The sequence below is a fragment of the Pseudomonas guariconensis genome (assembly GCF_024127895.1).
GTDB classification, from domain to species: Bacteria; Pseudomonadota; Gammaproteobacteria; order Pseudomonadales; family Pseudomonadaceae; genus Aquipseudomonas; species Aquipseudomonas guariconensis_B.
Window position 1 is genome coordinate 52,031 of sequence record NZ_JAMYBK010000021.1, and the last position, 20,156, is coordinate 72,186.

Below are 20,156 nucleotides of genomic sequence, written 5' to 3' on the forward strand. Positions count from 1 at the left end.
CGGCTCACTTCCCAACTTTCGAGATTTCGAACTACGGAACAGATGCCATTTCCCAGGGCGTTGCGTCGTTTTTGCCTGATTCATTGATTGAAATGATATTTCAGATTGTGAAATATCGTAAGTCATGACCCCGCGCTGATGACGGAGTTGAGTGGCGAGGGGGCCGATCGCTTTCGCCCTGCGCTGGACCTCCAGGTACTGGGCGTCATGCAGGGCAAACAGGAGAACAAGATGCTTTTGTCAGAAGAGCGTTTGGAAAACATCCGCATGATTCGAGATAGCGCAGTTGCTTTCGCCCCGGCGAATGAACTGGCTCGAGTACGTGGATTGCGATACCAGGAGCCGGGGTTTGATACCGGGGTCTGGCGGGAAATGGCGGAAAATGGCTGGGTCGGTCTGTCCCTGCCAGAAGAGAAGGGTGGTGCCGGACTAGGCATGGCCGAATACTGCGCACTCCTGGAAGTGCTGGGTGCGGCATTGGTGCCTGAGCCTTTTGTGCCGGCCGTGTTGGCAGCTCGCTTGCTGGATGGCGAACCGCTTGCAGCACAGCTTCGTGGTGAGAAGCTGCTGTTGCCTGCACTGCAAGAGCAGGCTGACTGCTTTGGCTTCTGGACTGAGGAGACCCGGTTCAGCGCTGGCCGGATAGATGGGCGAAAGATCAACATTCCCATGGCAGCAGGGGCGGATGGCTTCCTGGTCGCTACTGCCCAAGGCCTTGCCCTGGTAGATGCCAAGGCAACCGGTGTCGAGCTGGAAGTGCTGCGCACTCAGGACGGTGGACACTTTGGCGCGCTGACCCTGCGTGGTGCCCCCGCGGAACTGCTTCCTCTGGATACCAATGCCTTTACCGACGCCCTGGATGAGGCCGCTCTCGGTACTTCTGCGTACCTGCTGGGGGTTGCCGAGCAGGCGTTCGCCATAACCCTGGATTATCTGCGTACTCGCAAGCAGTTCGGCCAATTCATCGGCAGTTTTCAGGCTCTGCAGCATCGGGCAGTGGATCTGAAGCTGCAGCTGTCCCTCTGGCGTGCCAGTCTGGATGCTGCGGCGGTAGCCTGCGATTCCCTGACCCCCGAGTCACAACGGCGTGCCGCTGTATCACGAGCCAAGGCACGAGCTGCCGACGCTTCGCTACTGGTGACTCGCCAGGCTGTCCAGCTGCATGGCGCCATCGGTTACACCGATGAGTGCGATGTCGGCCTGTATCTGCGCAAAGCCATGACCCTGGCCAACCTCTATGGGGCGTCCGCCCTGCATCGACGTCGCTACGACGCTTGTATGCCGCGCCTGACTGAAGCCTGATCACCCGCTGGAGCACACAAGAATGAGCGACAAATTTCAGTTGCCCGATTTCAATGCGCTGAGCGACGACGAGTTTCGCCAGCTGGTTCGAGAGTTTCTTCGCGGGAACTTCCCGGATGAACTCCGAGATGTGCCCAAGCGCCTGCATTGGGCCGAGGTCAAAGATTGGTACATGACCCTTTCGCAGCACGGATGGCTCTGCCCAGGCTGGCCTCGTGAGTTCGGGGGCATGGGGCTTTCCGCTTCCAAGCAGCTCATTTACACCGAGGAGTTCGAAAACTACGGCGTCGCGCGTACCCCCGACCACGGCATCATGCTGCTGGGCCCCTTGCTTATCCGCTACGGAAGCCCTGAGCAGCAGCAATATTTTCTCCCCCGGATCCTTTCCGGAGAACACATCTGGTGCCAGGGCTACAGTGAGCCCAATGCCGGTTCCGACCTGGCAAGTCTGCGCACCGAGGCCGTGCTCGATGGTGACGAGTGGGTAGTCAACGGCCAGAAGATCTGGACAACCCTGGCCACCGACGCCAACTGGATATTCCTGCTGGTGCGTACTGACAAGACGGCCAAGAAGCAGGAGGGCATCAGTTTCCTGCTGGTGCCGATGAACAGCCCCGGAGTGACGGTACGGCCAATCCTCAACCTCGACCTGCATGACGAGCTGTGCGAGGTGTTCTTCGACAACGTGCGTGTGCCCAAGAGCAATCTGGTAGGCGAGATCAATGCCGGCTGGACAATGGCCAAGGCGCTGCTGGGGTTTGAGCGCATCTTTCTCGGCTCCCCCAAACAGTCGGCCAATGCCCTGGCGCGCCTGGAGCTGCTGGGGGACTTCCTTGGGCTGTCTGAAGACCCTGGCTTCCGTGACCGCCTGACACGCCTGCGCCTGGATCTGGACGACCACAAGTTGCTGTTCGAGACCTTCGCCGAGCGTCTGCGTCGCGGGGAGAGTCTCGGGGCTGATGTGTCTCTCCTCAAGGTGCATCAGACCGAGCTGTTTCAGCGCATCACCGAATACATGCTGGAAATTTCCGGCGAGTACGCAGCGCTGCTCGAACCTATCGAGGGCAACGGCAACCTCAACCCCACCGGTCTATTCCTCCAGGCGCGCCCCGCGACCATCTACGGCGGCAGTTCGGAGATCCAGCGCAACATCCTGGCCAAGATGGTGCTTGGCCTGCCCGGCTAAGCACTTGACCTGACATAGAGAGGCATACGAGATGCTCGATAACAAAGTAGTGGTGGTCACTGGTGCCGGTGGCGGTATTGGTCGTGCAATGGCTGTGGAACTCGCGCGAGCCGGCGCTTCGGTCGTAATCAATGACGTGGGTGTCTCGCTGGGTGGAGAGGGCGGTTCAGCCACGCCTGCCCAGGAAACACTCAAGTTGATCGAAGCCATTGGTGGCCGGGCGGTGATCAATACCGACAGTGTTGCGGACTGGAACGGGGCGCAGCAGATCATCGCGTGCGCGATGGACCATTTCGGCCGCCTTGATGGTGTGGTTAACAACGCTGGGATCATTCGCGACGTGATCTTCCACAAGATGAGCGTGGAAGACTGGCTGTCGGTGATCCAGGTCCATCTCAACGGCAGTTTCTTTGTCAGTCGTGCAGCTGCCGAACGCTTCCGTGCACAGAATTGTGGTGCATTTGTGCATATGGTCAGCACCTCGGCCCTGATCGGGAACGTCGGCCAGGCCAACTATTCCGCTGCCAAGCTGGGCATGGTCGCTCTCTCCAAATCCATTGCCCTGGACATGCGGCGTTTCAACGTGCGCTCCAATTGCATCGCACCTTTCGCCTGGAGCCGCATGACCAATGCCATTCCCGACAGCACTCCGGAAGAGAAGGCGCGTATCGAGCGGCTCAAGCAGATGACCCCGGAAAAGAACGCCCCGCTGGCGGTGTATCTGCTCTCTGATGCGGCCAGGGACGTCACCGGCCAGATCTTCACTGTGCGCCGCAATGAAATCTTCCTGATGAGTCAGAACCGCCCGTTGCGTTCGGTGCAGCAGAGCGAAGGCTGGAGCGCCCAGAGCATTGCCGAGCACGGCATGCCAGCGCTGGCCAGTTCCTTTACGCCGCTGCAGGTCAGCGCCGACGTGTTCTGTTGGGATCCGGTTTGACCGGCCCTTCCACTGCCCGAGCGATAACGAGGTTTGAGTCGATGAGCTTCAAGAATCCCCAGGAAAGCTACCCGGAAATCCGCGAAGAAGTCCGCAAACTGTGTGCCCGTTTCCCCGGCGAGTACTGGCGCAAGCTGGATGAGGTGCGTGGTTACCCCACCGAGTTCGTCCAGGCCCTGACCGAGTCGGGCTTCCTTTCCGTGCTGATCCCCGAGGAGTACGGCGGCTCCGGTCTGGGCCTGTCAGCGGCCGCGGCGATCCTGGAAACCATCCAGGAAACCGGCTGCAACGGCGCCGCCTGCCATGCCCAGCTCTACACCATGGGCACCATCCTGCGACATGGTTCCGAGGAGCAGAAGGCCAAGTACCTGCCCGGTGTGGCAAGCGGCGAATTGCGCCTGCAAGCCTTCGGTGTCACCGAACCCACCAGCGGTACCGACACGACGTCGCTGCGCACCTTCGCTCGTCGTGAGGGCGACAAGTTCGTGGTCAATGGCCAGAAGGTCTGGACCAGCCGGGCCGAGCATTCCGATCTGATGCTGCTGCTGGCGCGCACTACACCGCGTGACCAGGTGGAGAAAAAGACCGACGGCCTGTCCACGTTCATCGTGGATATGCGAGAGGTGCTGGGCAACGGCCTGACTATCCGCCCGATCCGCACGATGATGAATCACAACAGCTGTGAGGTGTTCTTCGACAACATGGAGGTTCCGGCCGCGAACCAGGTTGGCGAAGAGGGCAAGGGCTTCCGCTACATCCTCTCGGGCATGAATGCCGAGCGCATGCTGATCGCTGCCGAATGCATCGGTGATGCCAAATGGTTCATCCGCAAGGCGGTGGACTACGCCAATGAGCGCAAGGTGTTCGGGCGTCCCATCGGCCAGAACCAGGGCATCCAGTTCCCCATCGCCAAGGCCTATGCGCAGATGCGCGCGGCCGAACTGATGGTTCGCGAAGGCCTGGCCAAGTACGAGGCGGGGCAGGACTGTGGCGCCGAAGCCAACATGGCCAAGATGCTTGCCGCCGACGCCTCCTGGGAGGCGGCCAACGCCTGCCTGCAAACCCATGGTGGCTTCGGTTTTGCCGAGGAGTACGACGTCGAGCGCAAGTTCCGTGAGACCCGCCTGTACCAGGTGGCGCCCATCTCTACCAACCTGATTCTCAGCTACGTCGCCGAACACGTGCTGGGTCTGCCGCGTTCCTACTGAGGACTTCGCCATGACCGAATCCGATCTGGAGCCGCTGAAGGCCTGGCTGGGGCGCCGCGAAGAGTGCGAAGCGGTGATCACCGCCGAGATGCTCCAGGCGTACCGGGCCACGCTGGCGCCTCATCTCTGGGACAACGACGGCTTTGCGCCGCCTGGCCTGCACTGGTGCCTGGCGCCGACTCCAGCCCTGGCGACCATGGCGGAACTGGGCGAAGACGGCCATCCGCATCGGGGAGGTTTTCTGCCTCCGGTGCTGCTGCCGCGCCGCATGTGGGCGGGGGGCGAGGTCGAGACCCTGGCGCCGCTGCCGATAGGCGAGCCTATCCGCCGGGTGTCGACCGTCACCGACATCCGTTTCAAGGAGGGTCGTTCCGGCAGCCTGTGCTTCGTCGCTGTCCAGCATGAGCTGTTCGCACGCGGAACCTTGGCGATTCGCGAGCGCCAGGACATCGTCTATCGCAGTGCTGCCTCGGGCGCGCCGGCAGCGCAGGGGGGCGGCGAGCCTCGCGAGGGCGAACGCCAGAGCTGGGTGGATAGCCCGCCGACGCTGCTGTTCCGTTATTCGGCGCTGACCTTCAATGCCCACCGAATCCATTACGATCTGCCCTACGCCACTGGCGAGGAAGGCTACGCGGGGTTGGTGGTGCAGGGGCCGCTGCAGGCCAGCCTGCTGTTCAATCTGGTCTCCAGCCATGCCGGTCGGGTACCGCTGCGTTTTGCCTATCGTGGCCTGGCGCCCTTGATTGCCGGGCGCCCATTTCGCGTGGCGGCTTCGTGGCAGCACAAGGGGGACAGCCTGCAGGCCTGGACCCAGGATGCTGATGGCCGGATCAACATGGAGGCGAGCGCAACATGCTGAGCTCGCCTTTTCGTCCGCCATTGACACCACTGTTCGTTCCCGGCGACCGTCCCGAGCGCTTTGCCAAGGCCGCTGCCAGCGGCGCGGATGCTGTCATCCTCGATCTTGAGGACGCCGTGGCACCCGCTGCCCGTGAGGCAGCCCGCGAGGCCGTTGCCAATCACCGGATCGACGGAGTGACGGTCATCGTGCGCGTCAACGCGGTGAGTTCCGAAGACTTCCGGGCCGATCTGGCCGCGCTGCACGATGCCCGAATCGATGCACTGATGCTGGCCAAGGCAGAAACCGCTGCCGACATCCGTCTTGTGCATCACATATTGGGGCGCCAGGTACCAGTCATCGCCTTGGTAGAGACGGCCCGAGCATTCCACGATCTCGCGGGCCTGCTCCAGGCGCCGGGGGTGGTACAGGCAGCCTTCGGCTCACTGGACCTGGCCCTGGACCTGGGCTGCCAGCCGAGCTGGGAAGCCCTTGCCTACTGCCGGGGCGCTCTGGTGTTGCAGTCGCGTCTAGCCGGTCTTCCGGCGCCACTGGATGGCGTCACTACCAGTCTCGATGACCCCGAACAGATTGGTGCCGATGCTGCCATCGCCTCTGCCCTGGGGTTCGGTGGCAAGTTGGCGATTCACCCCAGACAGATCGGGCCTATTCGTGAAGCCTTCCTGCCAGATGCCAGATCAGTGGCCTGGGCTCACGCCGTAATGGAGGCAGCCCGCAGTGGCGCAGCCGTTCAGGTAGATGGCGCCATGGTCGATCGTCCACTGATTGAGCGCGCCCGCCGCATCCTTTCCCGTTCCAGCGTCACTGGAGTATCCGAAGCATGAAAATCCTCGTCGCCGTAAAGCGAGTGGTCGACTACAACGTCAAGGTCCGCGTCAAGGCGGACAACTCCGGCGTCGACCTTGCCAACGTGAAGATGTCGATGAACCCCTTCTGCGAAATTGCCGTGGAAGAAGCCGTCCGCCTGAAAGAGCAGGGTGTAGCGAGTGAAATCGTCGTCGTCACCATCGGCCCGAACACCGCCCAGGAGCAGGTGCGTACGGCCCTGGCCCTGGGCGCCGACCGCGCCATCCTGGTGGAAAGCAATGACGAGCTGAACTCCCTGGCCGTGGCCAAGCTGCTGAAGGCCGTGGTCGAGAAGGAACAGCCGCAGCTGGTCATCCTCGGCAAGCAGGCCATCGATAGCGACAACAACCAGACCGGCCAGATGCTCGGCGCCCTCACCGGCTATGCCCAGGGCACCTTTGCCTCCAAGGTCATCGTTGCTGGCGACAAGGTCAACGTCACCCGTGAAATCGACGGCGGTCTGCAGACCGTTGCGCTGAACCTGCCGGCGATCGTGACCACCGACCTGCGCCTGAACGAGCCGCGCTACGCGTCGCTGCCGAACATCATGAAAGCCAAGAAGAAGCCGCTGGACGTGGTGACTCCGGACGCCCTGGGTGTTTCCACCGCGTCCACCGTCAAGACCCTGAAAGTTGAAGCACCGGCCGCCCGCCAGGCTGGTATCAAGGTCAAGTCCGTGGCTGAACTGGTCGACAAACTGAAGAACGAGGCGAAGGTAATCTAAATGGCTATCCTGGTTGTTGCTGAACACACTAACGCCGCCCTGGCAGCCGCCACCCTCAACACCGTGACCGCCGCCCAGAAGATCGGTGGTGACATCCATGTGCTGGTCGCTGGCCAGGGTGTCGGCGCTGCCGCCGAAGCCGCTGCCAAGATCGCCGGCGTGTCCAAGGTGCTGGTCGCCGACAACGCCGCCTACGCGCATCAGCTGCCGGAAAACGTCGCGCCGCTGGTTGCGGAGCTGGGCAAGGGCTACAGCCACGTGCTGGCCCCGGCGACCACCAACGGCAAGAACTACCTGCCGCGCGTCGCTGCCCTGCTGGACGTTGATCAGATCTCCGAGATCATCGCCGTCGAAAGCGCCGACACCTTCAAGCGTCCGATCTACGCTGGCAACGCCATCGCCACCGTGCAGTCCTCGGCTGCGGTGAAGGTGATCACCGTGCGTACCACCGGTTTCGATGCCGCTGCCGCTGAAGGCGGCGCTGCTGCCATCGAGGCCGTCGGCACCGTCACCGACGCTGGCACCTCCGCCTTTGTCTTTGAGTCGCTGGCCAAGTCCGACCGTCCGGAACTGACCGCAGCCAAGATCGTCATCTCCGGCGGCCGTGGCATGCAGAACGGCGACAACTTCAAGCACCTCTACGCCCTGGCTGACAAGCTGGGCGCCGCCGTGGGTGCGTCCCGCGCAGCCGTCGACGCCGGCTTCGTGCCGAACGACATGCAGGTCGGCCAGACCGGCAAGATCGTCGCGCCGCAGCTGTACATCGCCGTGGGCATCTCCGGTGCCATCCAGCACCTGGCTGGCATGAAGGACTCCAAGGTCATCGTCGCCATCAACAAGGACGAGGAAGCCCCGATCTTCCAGGTGGCCGATTACGGCCTGGTGGCTGACCTGTTCGAAGCCGTACCGGAACTGCAGGCAGCGCTCTGAGAGAGGACATGACGATGAGAAGAGCAGCGATAGTGGCGCCTCGCCGTACTCCGGTGGGGGCTTTTGGCGGCAGTCTGCGCACTGTGCCGGTGGAACGCCTGGGGGCGGAAGTCGTACGAGCCATCCTGGCTCAGACCAGGCTGGACCCCGAGCGTATCGATGACGTGGTATTCGCCCAATCCTACGCCAACTCTGAAACCCCCTGCGTGGGCCGCTGGATCGCCTTGGAGGCGGGGCTGCCGGTCGGTGTGCCGGGCATGCAGCTCGATCGCCGCTGTGGTGGCGGCCTGCAGGCCCTGATCAACGCGGCGATGATGGTGCAGACCGGTGCCGCCGATGTGGTGCTGGCCGGTGGCGTGGAGAGCATGAGCAACATCGAGTACTACACCACGGACATGCGCTGGGGCACCAGGGCGGGCTCAGTGACCCTGCACGACCGCCTGGACCGCGGGCGCGAGCGTTCGCAACCGGAGCATCGCTTCGGGCATATCTCCGGGATGATCGAAACTGCGGAGAACCTGGCCCGCGAATACAACATCACTCGTGAGGAGGCCGATGCCTTTGCTGCAAGAAGCCAGCAGCGCGCTGCGGCAGCCTGGGAGGCCGGGTGGTTCGACTCCGAGATCGTTCCGATCAGCGTGCCGCAGAGACGTGGTGATCCTCTTCTTGTGAGCCGGGACGAAGGCGTGCGTGGTGATACCACGGTGGAGAAGCTGGCTGGCCTGCGTCCGATCATGAAAGATGGCACGGTCACTGCCGGCAATGCCTCTCAACAGAATGATGCCGCAGCGGCCTGCCTGGTTGTGGCCGAGGACAAGCTGGATGAGCTGGGGCTGGAGCCCATCGGCTATCTGCATGGCTGGGCTGCCGCGGGCTGTGAACCTGCCGTCATGGGGATCGGGCCGGTGCCGGCGGTGCAGAAGCTGTTCGCCCGTACCGGCCTGGGGTTCGAGCAAATGGACCTGGTGGAAGTCAACGAAGCCTTCGCCTGCCAAGTGCTGGCGGTACTCAAGGGCTGGGGGTGGAATGATCCGGAACGCTTGAACGTCAACGGTTCGGGGATATCGCTCGGTCACCCGGTGGGGGCTACCGGCATGCGCATCATGACCTCCCTGCTGCACGAGCTGCAGCGCCGCCAGGGCCGCTACGCCCTGGAAACCATGTGTATCGGTGGTGGTCAGGGCCTGGCTGCGATCTTCGAGCGGGTTTGAGATGGCGAAGGAAGTTGCTCTGGAGGTGCTGGATTTTTCCGCGCTGGTCCGTCCCGGGGATCGGGTGGTATGGGGGCAGGGCGGCGCCGAGCCGGTAGCCTTGACCGAACGCCTGATGGCCCAGCGTGAGAACATTGGGCCATTCACGGTCTTTGTCGGCATGAGCCTGGCTGACAGCGTTGCCATGGCTCATACCTCACAGGTTCGCTACCAGTCTTATTGTGGGGCGGCACGGAACCGGGGGTTGGCGCGTGAACAGGCATTGGAAATCCTGCCATGCCACTACTCCCAGATCTCCGCGGCCCTGGCCCCTGTCGACGTCCTGCTGCTACAGGTAGCAGAAGGGCCGGACGGCTTCAGTTTCAGTGCCGCTGCCGAATATCTCGTTCCGCTGGTGAAGTCTGCGCGGCTGGTGATAGCCGAGGTCAACGCCCAGGCGCCCTGGGTTTACGGCGAAAGCCTGGAACTCCACGACATTGACGTGCTGGTGCGTAGCGACCGGCCGCTACTGGAAGTTCCTGGCGCCGCGGCTGGCGAGGTGGAACAGGCCATCGCACGGCATATCGGAGGTTTGGTAGAGGATGGCTCAACCCTGCAATTGGGGCTGGGAAGTCTGCCCGAGGCGGTGCTCGATTGCCTGCGCTCTCATCGCGACCTGGGGATTCATTCCGGGGCCATTGGCAACAAGGTAGCGGACCTGATGGAGGCAGGCGTTATCACCAATGCGCGCAAGGCCCGTGATACTGGCATTACCGTAGCGGGTGTGCTGTTCGGAGGAGAGCGCATTTACCGTTATGCCCATCTCAACCGCAACATTCAATTGCGCTCGACGGACTATACGCATTCGCTGGAAGTGCTAGGCAGCCTGGACCACCTGGTCACCATCAACTCTGCGATCGAAGTGGATCTGACCGGCCAGATCAACGCAGAAGTTGCCGGAGGCGTTTATGTAGGCGCAGTAGGCGGAGCCATGGATTTCCAGCGAGGAGCCCATGCTTCGCGAGGCGGGTTGCCGATTATCGCTTTGCCGGCCACTGCACTGGGAGGCAAGCAGAGCAGGATTACCGCAAGCCTGTCGGGGCCGGTCAGCACGCCACGGGCGGATGCCGGACTCATCGTGACCGAGTTCGGGGTAGCTGATCTACGCGGCTGCAATTTACGCGAGCGGGCGAGACGCATGATCGAGATTGCCCATCCGGATTTCCGGGATGCCCTGGCATTGGAGGCAAATCTCTGACGAGTGTTGTAGCACCCAGTGGAAGGGGGCTCGTTGCAGGCGCAGCTTGATTGGCCGCCTTTCGAATGAGTACCTCTTCCGCTGATTTCACAGGGCGGCACGGTTGAGTTTTCATGGTTGGTCCGGCCGCTCTGCAGGCATACAAAAGCACAACAAGAACAAGCTCGGAAAGTCGAGGAGTGCCTGTGACAACAAAGTACCGACTCACTCAGTCCCCCTTGAATATCGGGCCCGTCACCATCCCCAATCGCTTGGTTCGTACGGCTCACGCGACGCTGTTTTCACGCGGTCAGGTGAATGAGGCCCATATCGACTATCACCTGGAGCGGGCGAGGGGAGGCGTTGGCCTGACGATCCTGGAAGGTGTGTCCGTGCACCGCTCCTCCTGCTTTTCCCTCTCGCTTGCCGATGACTCGGGTATCGAGCCTTTACGCAAGCTGGTAGAAGCGATCCAGCCAACCGGTATGAAACTGTTCCAGCAGCTCTGGCATGGCGGCAATGTGGAGCCCGCGCCTAACGGCGGGCCACCCTGGTCAGTTACAAACCTGCCTGGCCGTTACGCGAGAATGCCTCCTGTGGCGATGAGCACCAGGCAGATTGCCGAACTGGTTCGCGCCTACGGTGCGGCCGCCGCCAGGTTGGCAAAGGCAGGCATCGAAGGCGGAGAGGTGCTGGCGGGCGCTGGCTATCTGATTTCACAGTTCCTTTCCCCGACCTTGAATACTCGTACAGATGCCTACGGCGGCTGTTTCGAGAATCGGATGCGTTTTCTGGTCGAGTTGCTGACCGATATCCGGGAAAGCGCACCGAGCACTTTCGCACTCGGTGTGCGCATGGGCGCCAGCAGCGATCCGTCCATTCTCTCGGCGGCCGAGGTTAATGCCGGAATCCTGTATTTGCAGGCCAAGGGACTGATCGACTTCGTGAATATTGCCCAGGGCGATTACTACTTCCATGTGGAGCGTTACGCGGCAATGGATCGGCCGGTTGCCTACCAGCTCGATGTCGCGCGTGAAGTGAGCAAGGGCGTCACTGTTCCGCGCATTGTTGTCGGCCGTTTCGGCACGCTGGATGACGTGGAGCAAACGCTCCGGTCTGGCGATGCGGAGATGGTCAACTTGGTTCGTGCGACCATCGCGGATCCTTGCTTGATACAGAAGGAGCTGGAGGGAAAAGCGCTGGAGGTTCGCCCCTGCATCGCATGCAACCAGGGGTGCATCGGCGGCCTGTTCTCTGGACGAATGAGCTGTACGGTGAATCCGGTGGTTGGCTATGAGTCGACGTTGTCCGAGCGACTGATCACCAAGGTCGATTTGCCGAAGTCGGTTGTGGTGGTAGGCGGTGGGCCGGCGGGGATGGAGGCTGCGCGGGTTGCAGCTTTGCATGGGCATGATGTCACTCTGGTGGAAGCCTCCTCCAGGCTGGGAGGACAGATCAATCTGGCCAGGCATCTACCTAAGAACCACGGCATTGGCGACCTGACCAACTGGCTGGAACGGGAAATCTACCGACTGGGGGTGAAGGTCAGGTTGTCCACCTATGTCGAAGGCAGTGAGGTGCTGGCCATGCACCCCGACGTCCTGATAGTCGCTACGGGGTCGATGTCCTCCTGCCCCGAGTCATTCGTACAAACAGCTACGCCACATCTGAAGGTTCATATCGAGACTGGTGCGAATGTCATCATGTCGGAAGAACTGGTTCTGGGTACGCATGGCCAACTGGGGAGAAGAGCCGTGGTGTTTGACGACATCGGCCACTACGAGGCCATCGGATGCTGCGAGATGCTGTTGGAGCACGGTCTGGATGTTACCTATGTGACTCGTCATGGCTCCTTTGCTCCAGAGATAGACAAGACCGGGAGGACCCAGGCGGCTTTGCGTCGATTCTATTCAATGGGCAATTTCCGCATCCTCACCAGTTCCCTGCTTCTGGCAATCCATAAGGAGGGAGTGGAGGTGCGTCCCATTGATGGCATAAGGCCAGAAATCATCCCGGCGGATTGCACCGTCCTGGTGGCCTATCGTGATCCGCTGCGGACACTCTGGGACGAGCTGTCCGAGGTCATTCCGCAGGTCTATGTGGTCGGGGATGCACTGTCTCCGCGCGATCTGGTCGGCGCCATGCGCGAAGGTCATCTTTGCGCAAGAGCCATCGTGGATAGAAGCATCGAGGCCTTGTGGCACAACATGTGATGTGGAGGCCCCGGTGACCGGGGCCTCCTGGGGCCTGCACAGGCATGCCCGCGTATTGCGCTCAATGCGCCTGGGCACCGTCACTCCAGCTCCTGATGGAACGCAATGGCCGGCCCGACGAGCTACGCATGACCATGTAGAACACCGGCGTCAGGAACAACCCGAAGAAGGTGACGCCGAGCATCCCGAAGAACACCGAGATCCCCATGGCCTGGCGCATTTCCGCACCGGCCCCCTGGGAGACGACCAGGGGTACCACCCCCATGATGAAGGCCAGCGAGGTCATCAGGATCGGGCGCAGGCGCAGTCGGCAGGCTTCCAGCACGGCATCCAGGGTGGAGCGGCCGGCGATTTCCAGCTCCCGGGCGAACTCGACGATGAGAATGGCGTTCTTCGAAGCCAAGCCGACCAGGACGATCAGCCCGATCTGAGTGAAGATGTTGTTGTCGCCCGCCGTCAGCCAGACGCCCAGCAATGCCGAGAACACGCTCATTGGCACGATCAGGATGACCGAAAGCGGCAGGGTGAGGCTCTCGTACTGGGCGGCCAGCACCAGCAGGACCAGCAACACACAGAGCGGGAAGATCCACAAGGCGCTATTCCCGGCGATGATCTGCTGGTAGGTCAGGTCGGTCCATTCATAGCCGATGCCCGGCGGAAGCGTCTTGGCGGCAACGCGCTCGATGGCGGCCATCGCCTGTGAGGACGAGTATCCCGGTGCCGGCGCGCCACTCAGGTCCGCTGCCGTGAAACCGTTGTAACGGGTCACAAGCTCTGGGCCATAGATTTGCTCGACGCTTGCGAAGGCCGAAAACGGAACCATCTGGCCATCGGCTGCGCGGGTCTTCAGCTGGAGGATGTCCTCCGGGTGCGCGCGATGTGGCGCGTCAGCCTGCACGCGAACCTGGTAGACACGTCCGAGCAGGTTGAAGTCATTGACGTAGAACGAACCCAGGTAGATCTGCAGTGTCTGGAACACCTCGCGGACGGAAATCCCCAGTTGCTTGGCCTTCGGACGATCCACCTCGATGCGCAGCTGTGGCACATTGATCTGATAGGTTGTGAACAGCGGAGTCAGTTCCGGCTGCCTGGCGGCTTCGGCGATAAAGTCCTGAGTGGCCTTGTAGAGGGCGTCGTAGCCCAGGTTTCCCTGATCCTCCAGTTGCAGCTTGAAGCCACCCAGCGAGCCGATGCCCATGACCGGCGGTGCCGGGAAGACTGCCGCGAAGCTCGCCTTCTCAAGCCCCGCGTACTTGGCATTGAGCGACGAGGCGATGTCGTCGGCACTCAACCCCTTACGTTCTTCGAAGGGTTTGAGGAGGATGAACGACAGTCCTGAACTGGAGCTGGTGGTGGTTCCGTTGATCGAGAGGCCGGCATAGGACGAGGTGGAGGCCACGCCCGGCTCAACCAGGGCGATCTCTGTCATCTTCTCCAGCACCGCATCGGTGCGGTTCAGGGTGGAGCCGGCAGGCAGCTGTACGAAGCTGATCAGGTACTCCTTGTCCTGGGCGGGAACGAAGCCACCCGGAACGACATTCCCGAGGAACACGGTAACCCCCAGCAGTGCTGCATAGATCACCATTACCAGACTCTTGCGCCCGGCCAGGCGCGCCACACCTTGACCGTAGCGCTCCGAACCGCGATTGAAGGTGCGATTGAAGCGCTTGAAGAAGCTGCCGAACGCCCGATGCATCGCCCGCGACAGCCAATCCGTCTGCGCACCGTGGGGCTTGAGCAGGAGCGCGGACAGCGCCGGCGACAGGGTCAGCGAGTTGATGGCCGACAGTACGGTGGACACGGCGATGGTCACCGCAAATTGCTGGTAGAAGCGTCCGGTCAGCCCGGATAGGAAGGCCAGGGGCACGAATACCGCCACCAGAGTCAGGGCGATGGCGATGATGGGGCCGCTCACCTCGCGCATGGCCAGGTAGGTCGCCTCGCGCGGGGAGTGGCCCAGCTCGATGTTCCGTTCGACGTTCTCCACCACCACGATGGCGTCGTCCACCACGATGCCGATGGCCAGCACCAGGCCGAACAGGCTCAGGGCGTTGATGGAGAAACCGAACAGGTACAGGCAGGCCATGGTGCCGACAATGGACACGGGCACGGCCAGGAGCGGGATGATCGATGCCCGCCAGGTCTGCAGGAACAGGAACACCACGATCACCACGAGGACGATGGCCTCGAACAGTGTCTTGACCACGGCGTCGATGCTCGCCTGCACGGAGCGGGTGGGGTTGTAGACGATGTGGTAATCCAGCCCGGCGGGGAACTGGGCCTTCAGCTCCTCCATGGTGGCCTGGACGCGGGCGGCGATATCCAGGGCGTTGGCTCCCGGCGCCTCCATGATTGCCAGCGGTACGGCCGCGCCCTTGCCCAGGTAGGCGCGCACGCCATATTCCTGGGCGGCCAGCTCGATGCGGGCCACGTCACGCAGCCGCGTGGTACGGCCATCATGCTCGGCGTGCAGGATGATGTCGCCGAACTCCTCGACGCTGCGCAGGCGGCCATCTGCCGTGACCGACAGCTGGAAAGGGGCGCTCTCGATCATCGGCGCCATGCCGATGCTGCCCACGGCGGCCTGGGCATTCTGCTCGCGGATCGCCGCCACGACTTCGGCAGCGGTTAGACCGCGCGCGGCCACGGCCTCCGGGTCGAGCCAGATGCGCATGGCATAGGCGCCCGGGCCCCAGAGATTGACCTGGCCCACCCCGTCTATGCGGGCGAGCCGGTCACGGACATGCCGAATGGCATAGTTACTCAGGTAATTGGCGTCATACTCGCCTCCGGGCGAAACCAGATGCACGGCCAGGGTGATGTTCGGCGAACTCTTGATGGTGGTCACACCCAGGCGCTGCACGTCCTCTGGCAGACGTGGCACCGCCTGCTCGACACGGTTGCGCACCCACTGCAGGGCCTGGTCCGGATCGGTCCCCAGCTTGAAGGTCACCGTCAGGTAGAGGTTGCCGTCGGCATTGGCCAGCGACTGCATGTAGAGCATGTTCTCGACCCCGTTGACCTCCTCCTCGATAGGGGCGGCCACCGTCTGTGCCAGGGTTGTTGCGTTGGCGCCCGGGTACTGGGCATGCACGACGATGGAAGGCGGCACCACCTGGGGATACTCGGAGACGGGCAGGTTGAACATGGCGATGGCACCGGCGATGAGGATCAGCGCAGAGACCACGCCGGCGAAGATCGGCCGGTCGATGAAGAAGCGGGACAGGTTCATCGGCATTCCCTCCTACTCGCTGGCCAGGGCCGGTGCGGCTTGCACCACCCGGACAAGATCACCGGGCCTGACGCGCTGAGCTCCCTCGACGATCACCCGTTCGCCTGGCGCAAGCCCCTTGAGCACGACCCGCTGGTCGCCCTGCCTGCTGCCAAGCTCCAGGCGTCGGTGCTCGACCCGGTTGTCCTTGCCGACCAGCAGCACGAAGCGGCGGTCCTGATCGGTCGCGATCACCGCCTCGTCCACCAGCGTGGCCGGGTACGGATCGCTGACCTGTATGCGTACCCGGGCCTGCAGACCGGGTACCAGGCGACCGTCAGGGTTCGCCAGCAGCGCGCGGACGCGCAGGGTGCCGGTGCGGGTGTCGAGCTGGTTGTCCAGGGAATACAGCTGGCCGGCATGGGGATAGCCGTCCTCGCCTGCCAGGCCTGCCTGTACCTGCAGTGGGTCCGTACCGCGACGTGCGCTGACGTAGCGCAGGTAGGTCCGCTCATCGATGGTGAAGGCGGCATACAGGGGATCGAGGTTGACGATGGAGGTCAGGGGCGGCGCATCGCCGCCAGCCTTCACCTCGTTGCCGGCCGTGATTTCCGGACGGGAAATGCGCCCGGCGATCGGCGCTGTGATGCGGGTGTAGTCGACGTCCAGGCGGGCGCGTTCGACTACGGCCCTGGCGGCCTGTACCGACGTGCGTGCTTCCAGGGCGGCATTTTCCAGCGCGTCAAAGTCGCGCTTGGCAATGGCGTTTGCCTTGAGCAGGCGCTGGCCTCGCTCCAGCTCCCTGGCGGTGAATCGCTGGCGTTCCAGGGCCTGGGCCAACACCGCCTCGGCGCGTTTGAGTTCGGCCCTGAAGGGCGCCGGATCGAGGGTGAACAGCACGTCGCCCTTGCGCACCAACTGCCCGTCGCGGAAATGCACGGCCAGCAAGGTACCTGCAACCCGGGGACGGATCTCGACGTGCTCGATTGCCTCCAGGCGCCCGGAGTACTCGGCCCATTCGCTGACCTGCCTGCTGGCGGCGGCGCGAACCTCCACGCTCACGGGTTCTGCCGGTTCGGCCTGTGAGACTGCCTTGCCGAAGAGGGCATATCCCCCCAGGGCAAGGATGGCCACGCCGAAAAGCCCGACCAAGAAGGAAACTCGACCTTTGATTGAAATGAACATGGCATGTCCCTGCGAAACCATAAATCTCGGCGCAGTCTCTGCCAGGGGAGCCCATGGATATAGATTCGAATTCGGCTTTTACTTTTCGCAGTAATGGAATAATCGGGGCAGGACAAGGCGGTGAACGCTTGGGCAAAGGCGTATCGAAATACTCATTTCTTGTAAATGGAATAATAATCGCCAGTGATTGGGGTAGTTTGACCAGCCTCCCATTCCCGACGAGGCTCAAAATCATGAACTCCCTTGTTCACGTTCTGCACGATGGCATCCGCGTCCCGAGGTTGGGTTACGGTCTATGGCAAGTCGATGCGCAGGACAGCTCCGAGCTGGTTGCCCATGCCATTGGCAGGGGGTACCGGTTGATCGACACGGCGGAGGCTTACTACAACGAAGCCGGCGTCGGGGCGGGTATCCGGGCCGCTGGGGTTCCGAGGGAAGAGATTTTCGTGGCGACCAAGGTATGGAACACCCATCACGGTCATGACCTGACGCTTCGCGCCTTCGACGCGAGCCTCGAGCGCCTCGGCCTCGACTATGTGGATCTTTATCTCATCCATTGGCCGTCGCGCATTCGTAATGCTTACGTGGATACCTGGCGCGCCCTGATCCGGATCAGGGAGGAAGGTCTTGCGAAGGCCATAGGCGTGTGCAATTTCGCTATCCCGCAACTGCAGCAGCTGATCGATGAAACGGGCGTCATCCCGGCGCTGAACCAGGTCGAGCTGCATCCTTATTTCCAGCAACGGGCGCTTCGTCAATTCCATGCACGGAACGGTATCGCAACCCAGTCCTGGAGTCCGCTTGGCCTCTGGAAAGACAAACCGGAGAGTCCGCTGAATGATCCACTGGTGCTGGAGTTGGCCGCCAAGCACTGCAAGACCCCGGCACAGGTCATTCTGCGCTGGCACCTGGACAACGGCCTGATGCTAATCTCCAGGTCCGCTCGAACGGCGCGAATCGAGGAAAACTGTCAGCTGTTCGACTTCTCCCTGGATGACGAGGACCTGGCGCGCATGGCCAGGCTGGACAGGGTGGGCGGCAGGCTCGGCCCGGACCCCGAGACTGCCGATTTCTGACTTCCGTAATGCGGTAAGGATCAAGAGAAATGGATCGACTCCAGGCTATGCAGGTGTATTGCCGCGTCGTTGAAGTGCACAGTTTCAGCAAGGCAGCCGATAGCCTGGAGATGCCCGCTTCTACCGTGACACGCATCATCAAGGAGCTTGAAACCTTCCTTGGCGTCCGGCTATTGCAGCGGACCACTCGTCACATCAGCCTTACCCCGGATGGTAGCCTCTACTACGACCACTGCCGCAGGCTGCTGGCCGAAATCGAGCGCGTCGAGTCCTCCTTCCCGGGGGCTGGCCGGCCCCGAGGCAAGCTGCGGGTGGACATGACCTCATCCTTCGCGCGCCTGTTCGTGGTACCGGCTATCGGGGAATTCCTGGCTGACTATCCCGACGTGGAGATCACCCTGTCTCTTGGCGACCGGACCATAGACCTTGTGCAGGAGGGGGTCGACTGCGTCATCCGGGCTGGCGTACCCCAGGATTCCGCGACACTGGTTGCGAGGCGCATAGCAGGCTTCGAGTGGATCACCTGCGCCTCGCCTGCCTACTTGAAGGCACACGGCGAGCCCCGATCCCTGGATGACCTCCGCCACCATCATGCCGTGGGCTTCCTGTCCAATCGCAGCGGTCGTCGGGCTCACTGGAGCTTCGTGATCGACGGGGAGGAAGCATCAGCCCAGATCGAGGAACGGATAACCGTCAACGACACCGATACCTATCTCGCGTGTGGCCTGGAAGGGCTTGGACTGGTACGCGCAGCAAGCTACCTGGTGATCCCTTACCTTCGCAGCGGTCAACTGCGACAGGTTCTGCCGGGGCTTACCGCACCGACTGTGCCGCTGTCGATCATCTACCCCAAGAATCGCCACCTCTCCCCAACGGTGCGCGCTTTCAGCGACTGGATTGCCCGTCGCGTCGCAGAAATGGCACCACAGTGGAAGCTCCCCGCCCGGGAAAGCCTTGAAATGACGGATCGCCAGTAGAGCCGTTGTAGGTCGGAGGGAATCCCCGGGGCGGCATTTGCCACCACTGCCGTCAGAGGGCTGTCCGACGCTGGCCCGGCTACCGCTCGGCATGCCAGATCGCAACCGCCATGATCGCGATGCCGATCAACTGCAAGCCACCCAGGCTCTGCCCGTAAAACAGCCAGTCGATGATGATGGCGACTGCCGGATAGAAAAACTGATAGACCGCGATCCTGTCGGTATTCAGATGTGCCATGCCGGCATAGATGAGCCCATAGGCCAGGGACGTATGAATCAGCCCAAGCCCAGACAGCCAGGCCCAGGAAACTCCCATTTCCGGCCAGCCATTGAGCACGGGCCATGGGAGCAAGGCGATTGCTCCGACTGTGCACTGCCACCAGGCAAGCGTACCGGCAGGCGTGTGGCGTACCTGCCGGGCGATGATGGTGACGCATGCGGTACAAAGCGCTCCGAACAGGCAGAAGGCTACGCCCAGCCAGTAAGTGGCCTGGATGGTCCGCTCCGAGCCGAACAGTGAAAGGTGTTCGAGTATCCCGGTTGCCAATATCAAGCCAAGCATGGCGACCAGCACCGCGGCGATGCGTCGCCTGGCGACTGGCTCTTTCAGGTAGAAGGCACCCAGCAGCAGGACCCAAAGCGGCTGTACATGGAACAGCACCGTAGCAATGCCGACGGATATGTACTCGATGGACGCGAAGAACAGTCCCCAGGCCGCCACCATCAGCACGCCCGCGGCAAGAACCGCGAAGCCGGGAGCGCGGAATAGCTGCAGATCACTGAGTTGCCGGCGCCATGCCGCCCAGAGGGTGAGACCGAGCAGGCCGAAGGCACAGCGGAACCACGTAGCGGTCAGCGGGTCGGTGCCAGCCTCGTGCACGAAGATGCCAACGGTGCTGAGGGCAAGGCTGCCCAGAAGGAAGGCCAGGGTACCCTTGTTTTCGAGCTGGCCCCGGGCGCCGAGGTAGCCGGCGATGGGCTGATGAGTTGCGAGCTGATCGGATGTTTTCATGCCGCACAGCATGAAACCGGGTCGGTATTACGAGAAGCGAATAATATTGTGGATACGTATTCG

16 protein-coding genes are annotated in these 20,156 nt (G+C 62.3%); 13 read left to right on the plus strand and 3 right to left on the minus strand.

The window, feature by feature from the left end:
- Positions 1-138 precede the first annotated feature (138 nt).
- The 11 genes from NJF35_RS19280 (at position 139) to NJF35_RS19330 (ending at position 12,632) form a co-directional block, all read left to right on the plus strand.
- A complete protein-coding gene (locus NJF35_RS19280) occupies positions 139-1,302 on the plus strand; it encodes an acyl-CoA dehydrogenase family protein (RefSeq protein WP_253080696.1) in 1,164 nt (387 codons plus the stop codon).
- A 40-nt stretch (positions 1,303-1,342) separates the two neighbouring features.
- On the plus strand, positions 1,343-2,488 hold the full coding sequence (locus tag NJF35_RS19285) for an acyl-CoA dehydrogenase family protein (protein WP_253080723.1): 1,146 nt from the start codon (positions 1,343-1,345) through the stop codon (positions 2,486-2,488).
- Positions 2,489-2,519: 31 nt separating this feature from the next.
- Positions 2,520-3,425, plus strand: coding sequence for an SDR family oxidoreductase (locus tag NJF35_RS19290; RefSeq protein ID WP_253080697.1), 906 nt, complete (start codon positions 2,520-2,522; stop codon positions 3,423-3,425).
- Between the two features lie 41 nt (positions 3,426-3,466).
- Positions 3,467-4,633, plus strand: a complete 1,167-nt coding sequence (locus tag NJF35_RS19295) for an acyl-CoA dehydrogenase family protein (RefSeq protein WP_253080698.1) — start codon at positions 3,467-3,469, stop codon at positions 4,631-4,633.
- 10 nt (positions 4,634-4,643) lie between these two features.
- A complete protein-coding gene (locus NJF35_RS19300) occupies positions 4,644-5,492 on the plus strand; it encodes a MaoC family dehydratase N-terminal domain-containing protein (protein ID WP_253080699.1) in 849 nt (282 codons plus the stop codon).
- Positions 5,486-6,316, plus strand: a complete 831-nt coding sequence (locus NJF35_RS19305) for an HpcH/HpaI aldolase/citrate lyase family protein (protein ID WP_253080700.1) — start codon at positions 5,486-5,488, stop codon at positions 6,314-6,316. Before NJF35_RS19300 ends, NJF35_RS19305 begins: the two co-directional genes overlap by 7 nt.
- The gene (locus NJF35_RS19310; protein ID WP_253080701.1) at positions 6,313-7,062 is read left to right on the plus strand and encodes an electron transfer flavoprotein subunit beta/FixA family protein; all 750 of its coding nucleotides are present in this window, start codon (positions 6,313-6,315) and stop codon (positions 7,060-7,062) included. Before NJF35_RS19305 ends, NJF35_RS19310 begins: the two co-directional genes overlap by 4 nt.
- Positions 7,063-7,992: an electron transfer flavoprotein subunit alpha/FixB family protein gene (locus tag NJF35_RS19315; protein WP_253080702.1), complete on the plus strand. Its 930-nt coding sequence runs from the start codon at positions 7,063-7,065 to the stop codon at positions 7,990-7,992.
- Between the two features lie 14 nt (positions 7,993-8,006).
- Positions 8,007-9,203, plus strand: a complete 1,197-nt coding sequence (locus NJF35_RS19320) for an acetyl-CoA C-acetyltransferase (RefSeq protein WP_253080703.1) — start codon at positions 8,007-8,009, stop codon at positions 9,201-9,203.
- Between the two features lies 1 nt (position 9,204).
- Complete coding sequence (locus tag NJF35_RS19325) at positions 9,205-10,440, plus strand: acetyl-CoA hydrolase/transferase family protein (RefSeq protein WP_253080704.1); 1,236 nt, start codon at positions 9,205-9,207, stop codon at positions 10,438-10,440.
- 185 nt (positions 10,441-10,625) lie between these two features.
- Positions 10,626-12,632, plus strand: a complete 2,007-nt coding sequence (locus tag NJF35_RS19330) for an NAD-binding protein (protein ID WP_253080705.1) — start codon at positions 10,626-10,628, stop codon at positions 12,630-12,632.
- Between the two features lie 61 nt (positions 12,633-12,693).
- On the opposite strand, the gene NJF35_RS19335 is transcribed toward NJF35_RS19330, so the two are convergent.
- Together NJF35_RS19335 and NJF35_RS19340 are read right to left on the minus strand one after the other, a co-directional pair.
- Positions 12,694-15,864 (minus strand): efflux RND transporter permease subunit, encoded by a 3,171-nt coding sequence (locus NJF35_RS19335; RefSeq protein WP_253091385.1) that lies wholly within the window; start codon positions 15,862-15,864, stop codon positions 12,694-12,696.
- A 12-nt stretch (positions 15,865-15,876) separates the two neighbouring features.
- Positions 15,877-16,905, minus strand: a complete 1,029-nt coding sequence (locus tag NJF35_RS19340; protein WP_253091386.1) for an efflux RND transporter periplasmic adaptor subunit — start codon at positions 16,903-16,905, stop codon at positions 15,877-15,879.
- Between the two features lie 356 nt (positions 16,906-17,261).
- Here NJF35_RS19340 and NJF35_RS19345 point away from each other — a divergent pair, with 356 nt between their 5' ends.
- Together NJF35_RS19345 and NJF35_RS19350 are read left to right on the plus strand one after the other, a co-directional pair.
- Positions 17,262-18,104 carry an aldo/keto reductase gene (locus NJF35_RS19345; protein WP_253080708.1) on the plus strand — a complete coding sequence of 281 codons (843 nt, stop codon included), beginning with the start codon at positions 17,262-17,264 and terminating at the stop codon, positions 18,102-18,104.
- Positions 18,105-18,133: 29 nt separating this feature from the next.
- Entirely contained in the window at positions 18,134-19,081 is a 948-nt protein-coding gene (locus tag NJF35_RS19350) for a LysR family transcriptional regulator (RefSeq protein ID WP_253080709.1), read from the plus strand.
- A 79-nt stretch (positions 19,082-19,160) separates the two neighbouring features.
- Here the strand turns inward: NJF35_RS19350 and NJF35_RS19355 are convergent, their stop codons facing one another.
- On the minus strand, positions 19,161-20,093 hold the full coding sequence (locus NJF35_RS19355) for a DMT family transporter (protein ID WP_253080710.1): 933 nt from the start codon (positions 20,091-20,093) through the stop codon (positions 19,161-19,163).
- Between the last annotated feature and the right edge of the window lie 63 nt (positions 20,094-20,156).

Coding starts and splice junctions, on each gene's coding strand:
- NJF35_RS19280 (WP_253080696.1), top strand. CDS start 139: ATGACGGAGTTGAGTGGCGAGGGGGCCGATCGCTTTCGCCCTGCGCTG.
- NJF35_RS19290 (WP_253080697.1), top strand. CDS start 2,520: ATGCTCGATAACAAAGTAGTGGTGGTCACTGGTGCCGGTGGCGGTATT.
- NJF35_RS19295 (WP_253080698.1), top strand. CDS start 3,467: ATGAGCTTCAAGAATCCCCAGGAAAGCTACCCGGAAATCCGCGAAGAA.
- NJF35_RS19300 (WP_253080699.1), top strand. CDS start 4,644: ATGACCGAATCCGATCTGGAGCCGCTGAAGGCCTGGCTGGGGCGCCGC.
- NJF35_RS19305 (WP_253080700.1), top strand. CDS start 5,486: ATGCTGAGCTCGCCTTTTCGTCCGCCATTGACACCACTGTTCGTTCCC.
- NJF35_RS19310 (WP_253080701.1), top strand. CDS start 6,313: ATGAAAATCCTCGTCGCCGTAAAGCGAGTGGTCGACTACAACGTCAAG.
- NJF35_RS19315 (WP_253080702.1), top strand. CDS start 7,063: ATGGCTATCCTGGTTGTTGCTGAACACACTAACGCCGCCCTGGCAGCC.
- NJF35_RS19320 (WP_253080703.1), top strand. CDS start 8,007: ATGAGAAGAGCAGCGATAGTGGCGCCTCGCCGTACTCCGGTGGGGGCT.
- NJF35_RS19325 (WP_253080704.1), top strand. CDS start 9,205: ATGGCGAAGGAAGTTGCTCTGGAGGTGCTGGATTTTTCCGCGCTGGTC.
- NJF35_RS19335 (WP_253091385.1), bottom strand. CDS start 15,864: ATGAACCTGTCCCGCTTCTTCATCGACCGGCCGATCTTCGCCGGCGTG.
- NJF35_RS19345 (WP_253080708.1), top strand. CDS start 17,262: ATGAACTCCCTTGTTCACGTTCTGCACGATGGCATCCGCGTCCCGAGG.
- NJF35_RS19350 (WP_253080709.1), top strand. CDS start 18,134: ATGGATCGACTCCAGGCTATGCAGGTGTATTGCCGCGTCGTTGAAGTG.
- NJF35_RS19355 (WP_253080710.1), bottom strand. CDS start 20,093: ATGAAAACATCCGATCAGCTCGCAACTCATCAGCCCATCGCCGGCTAC.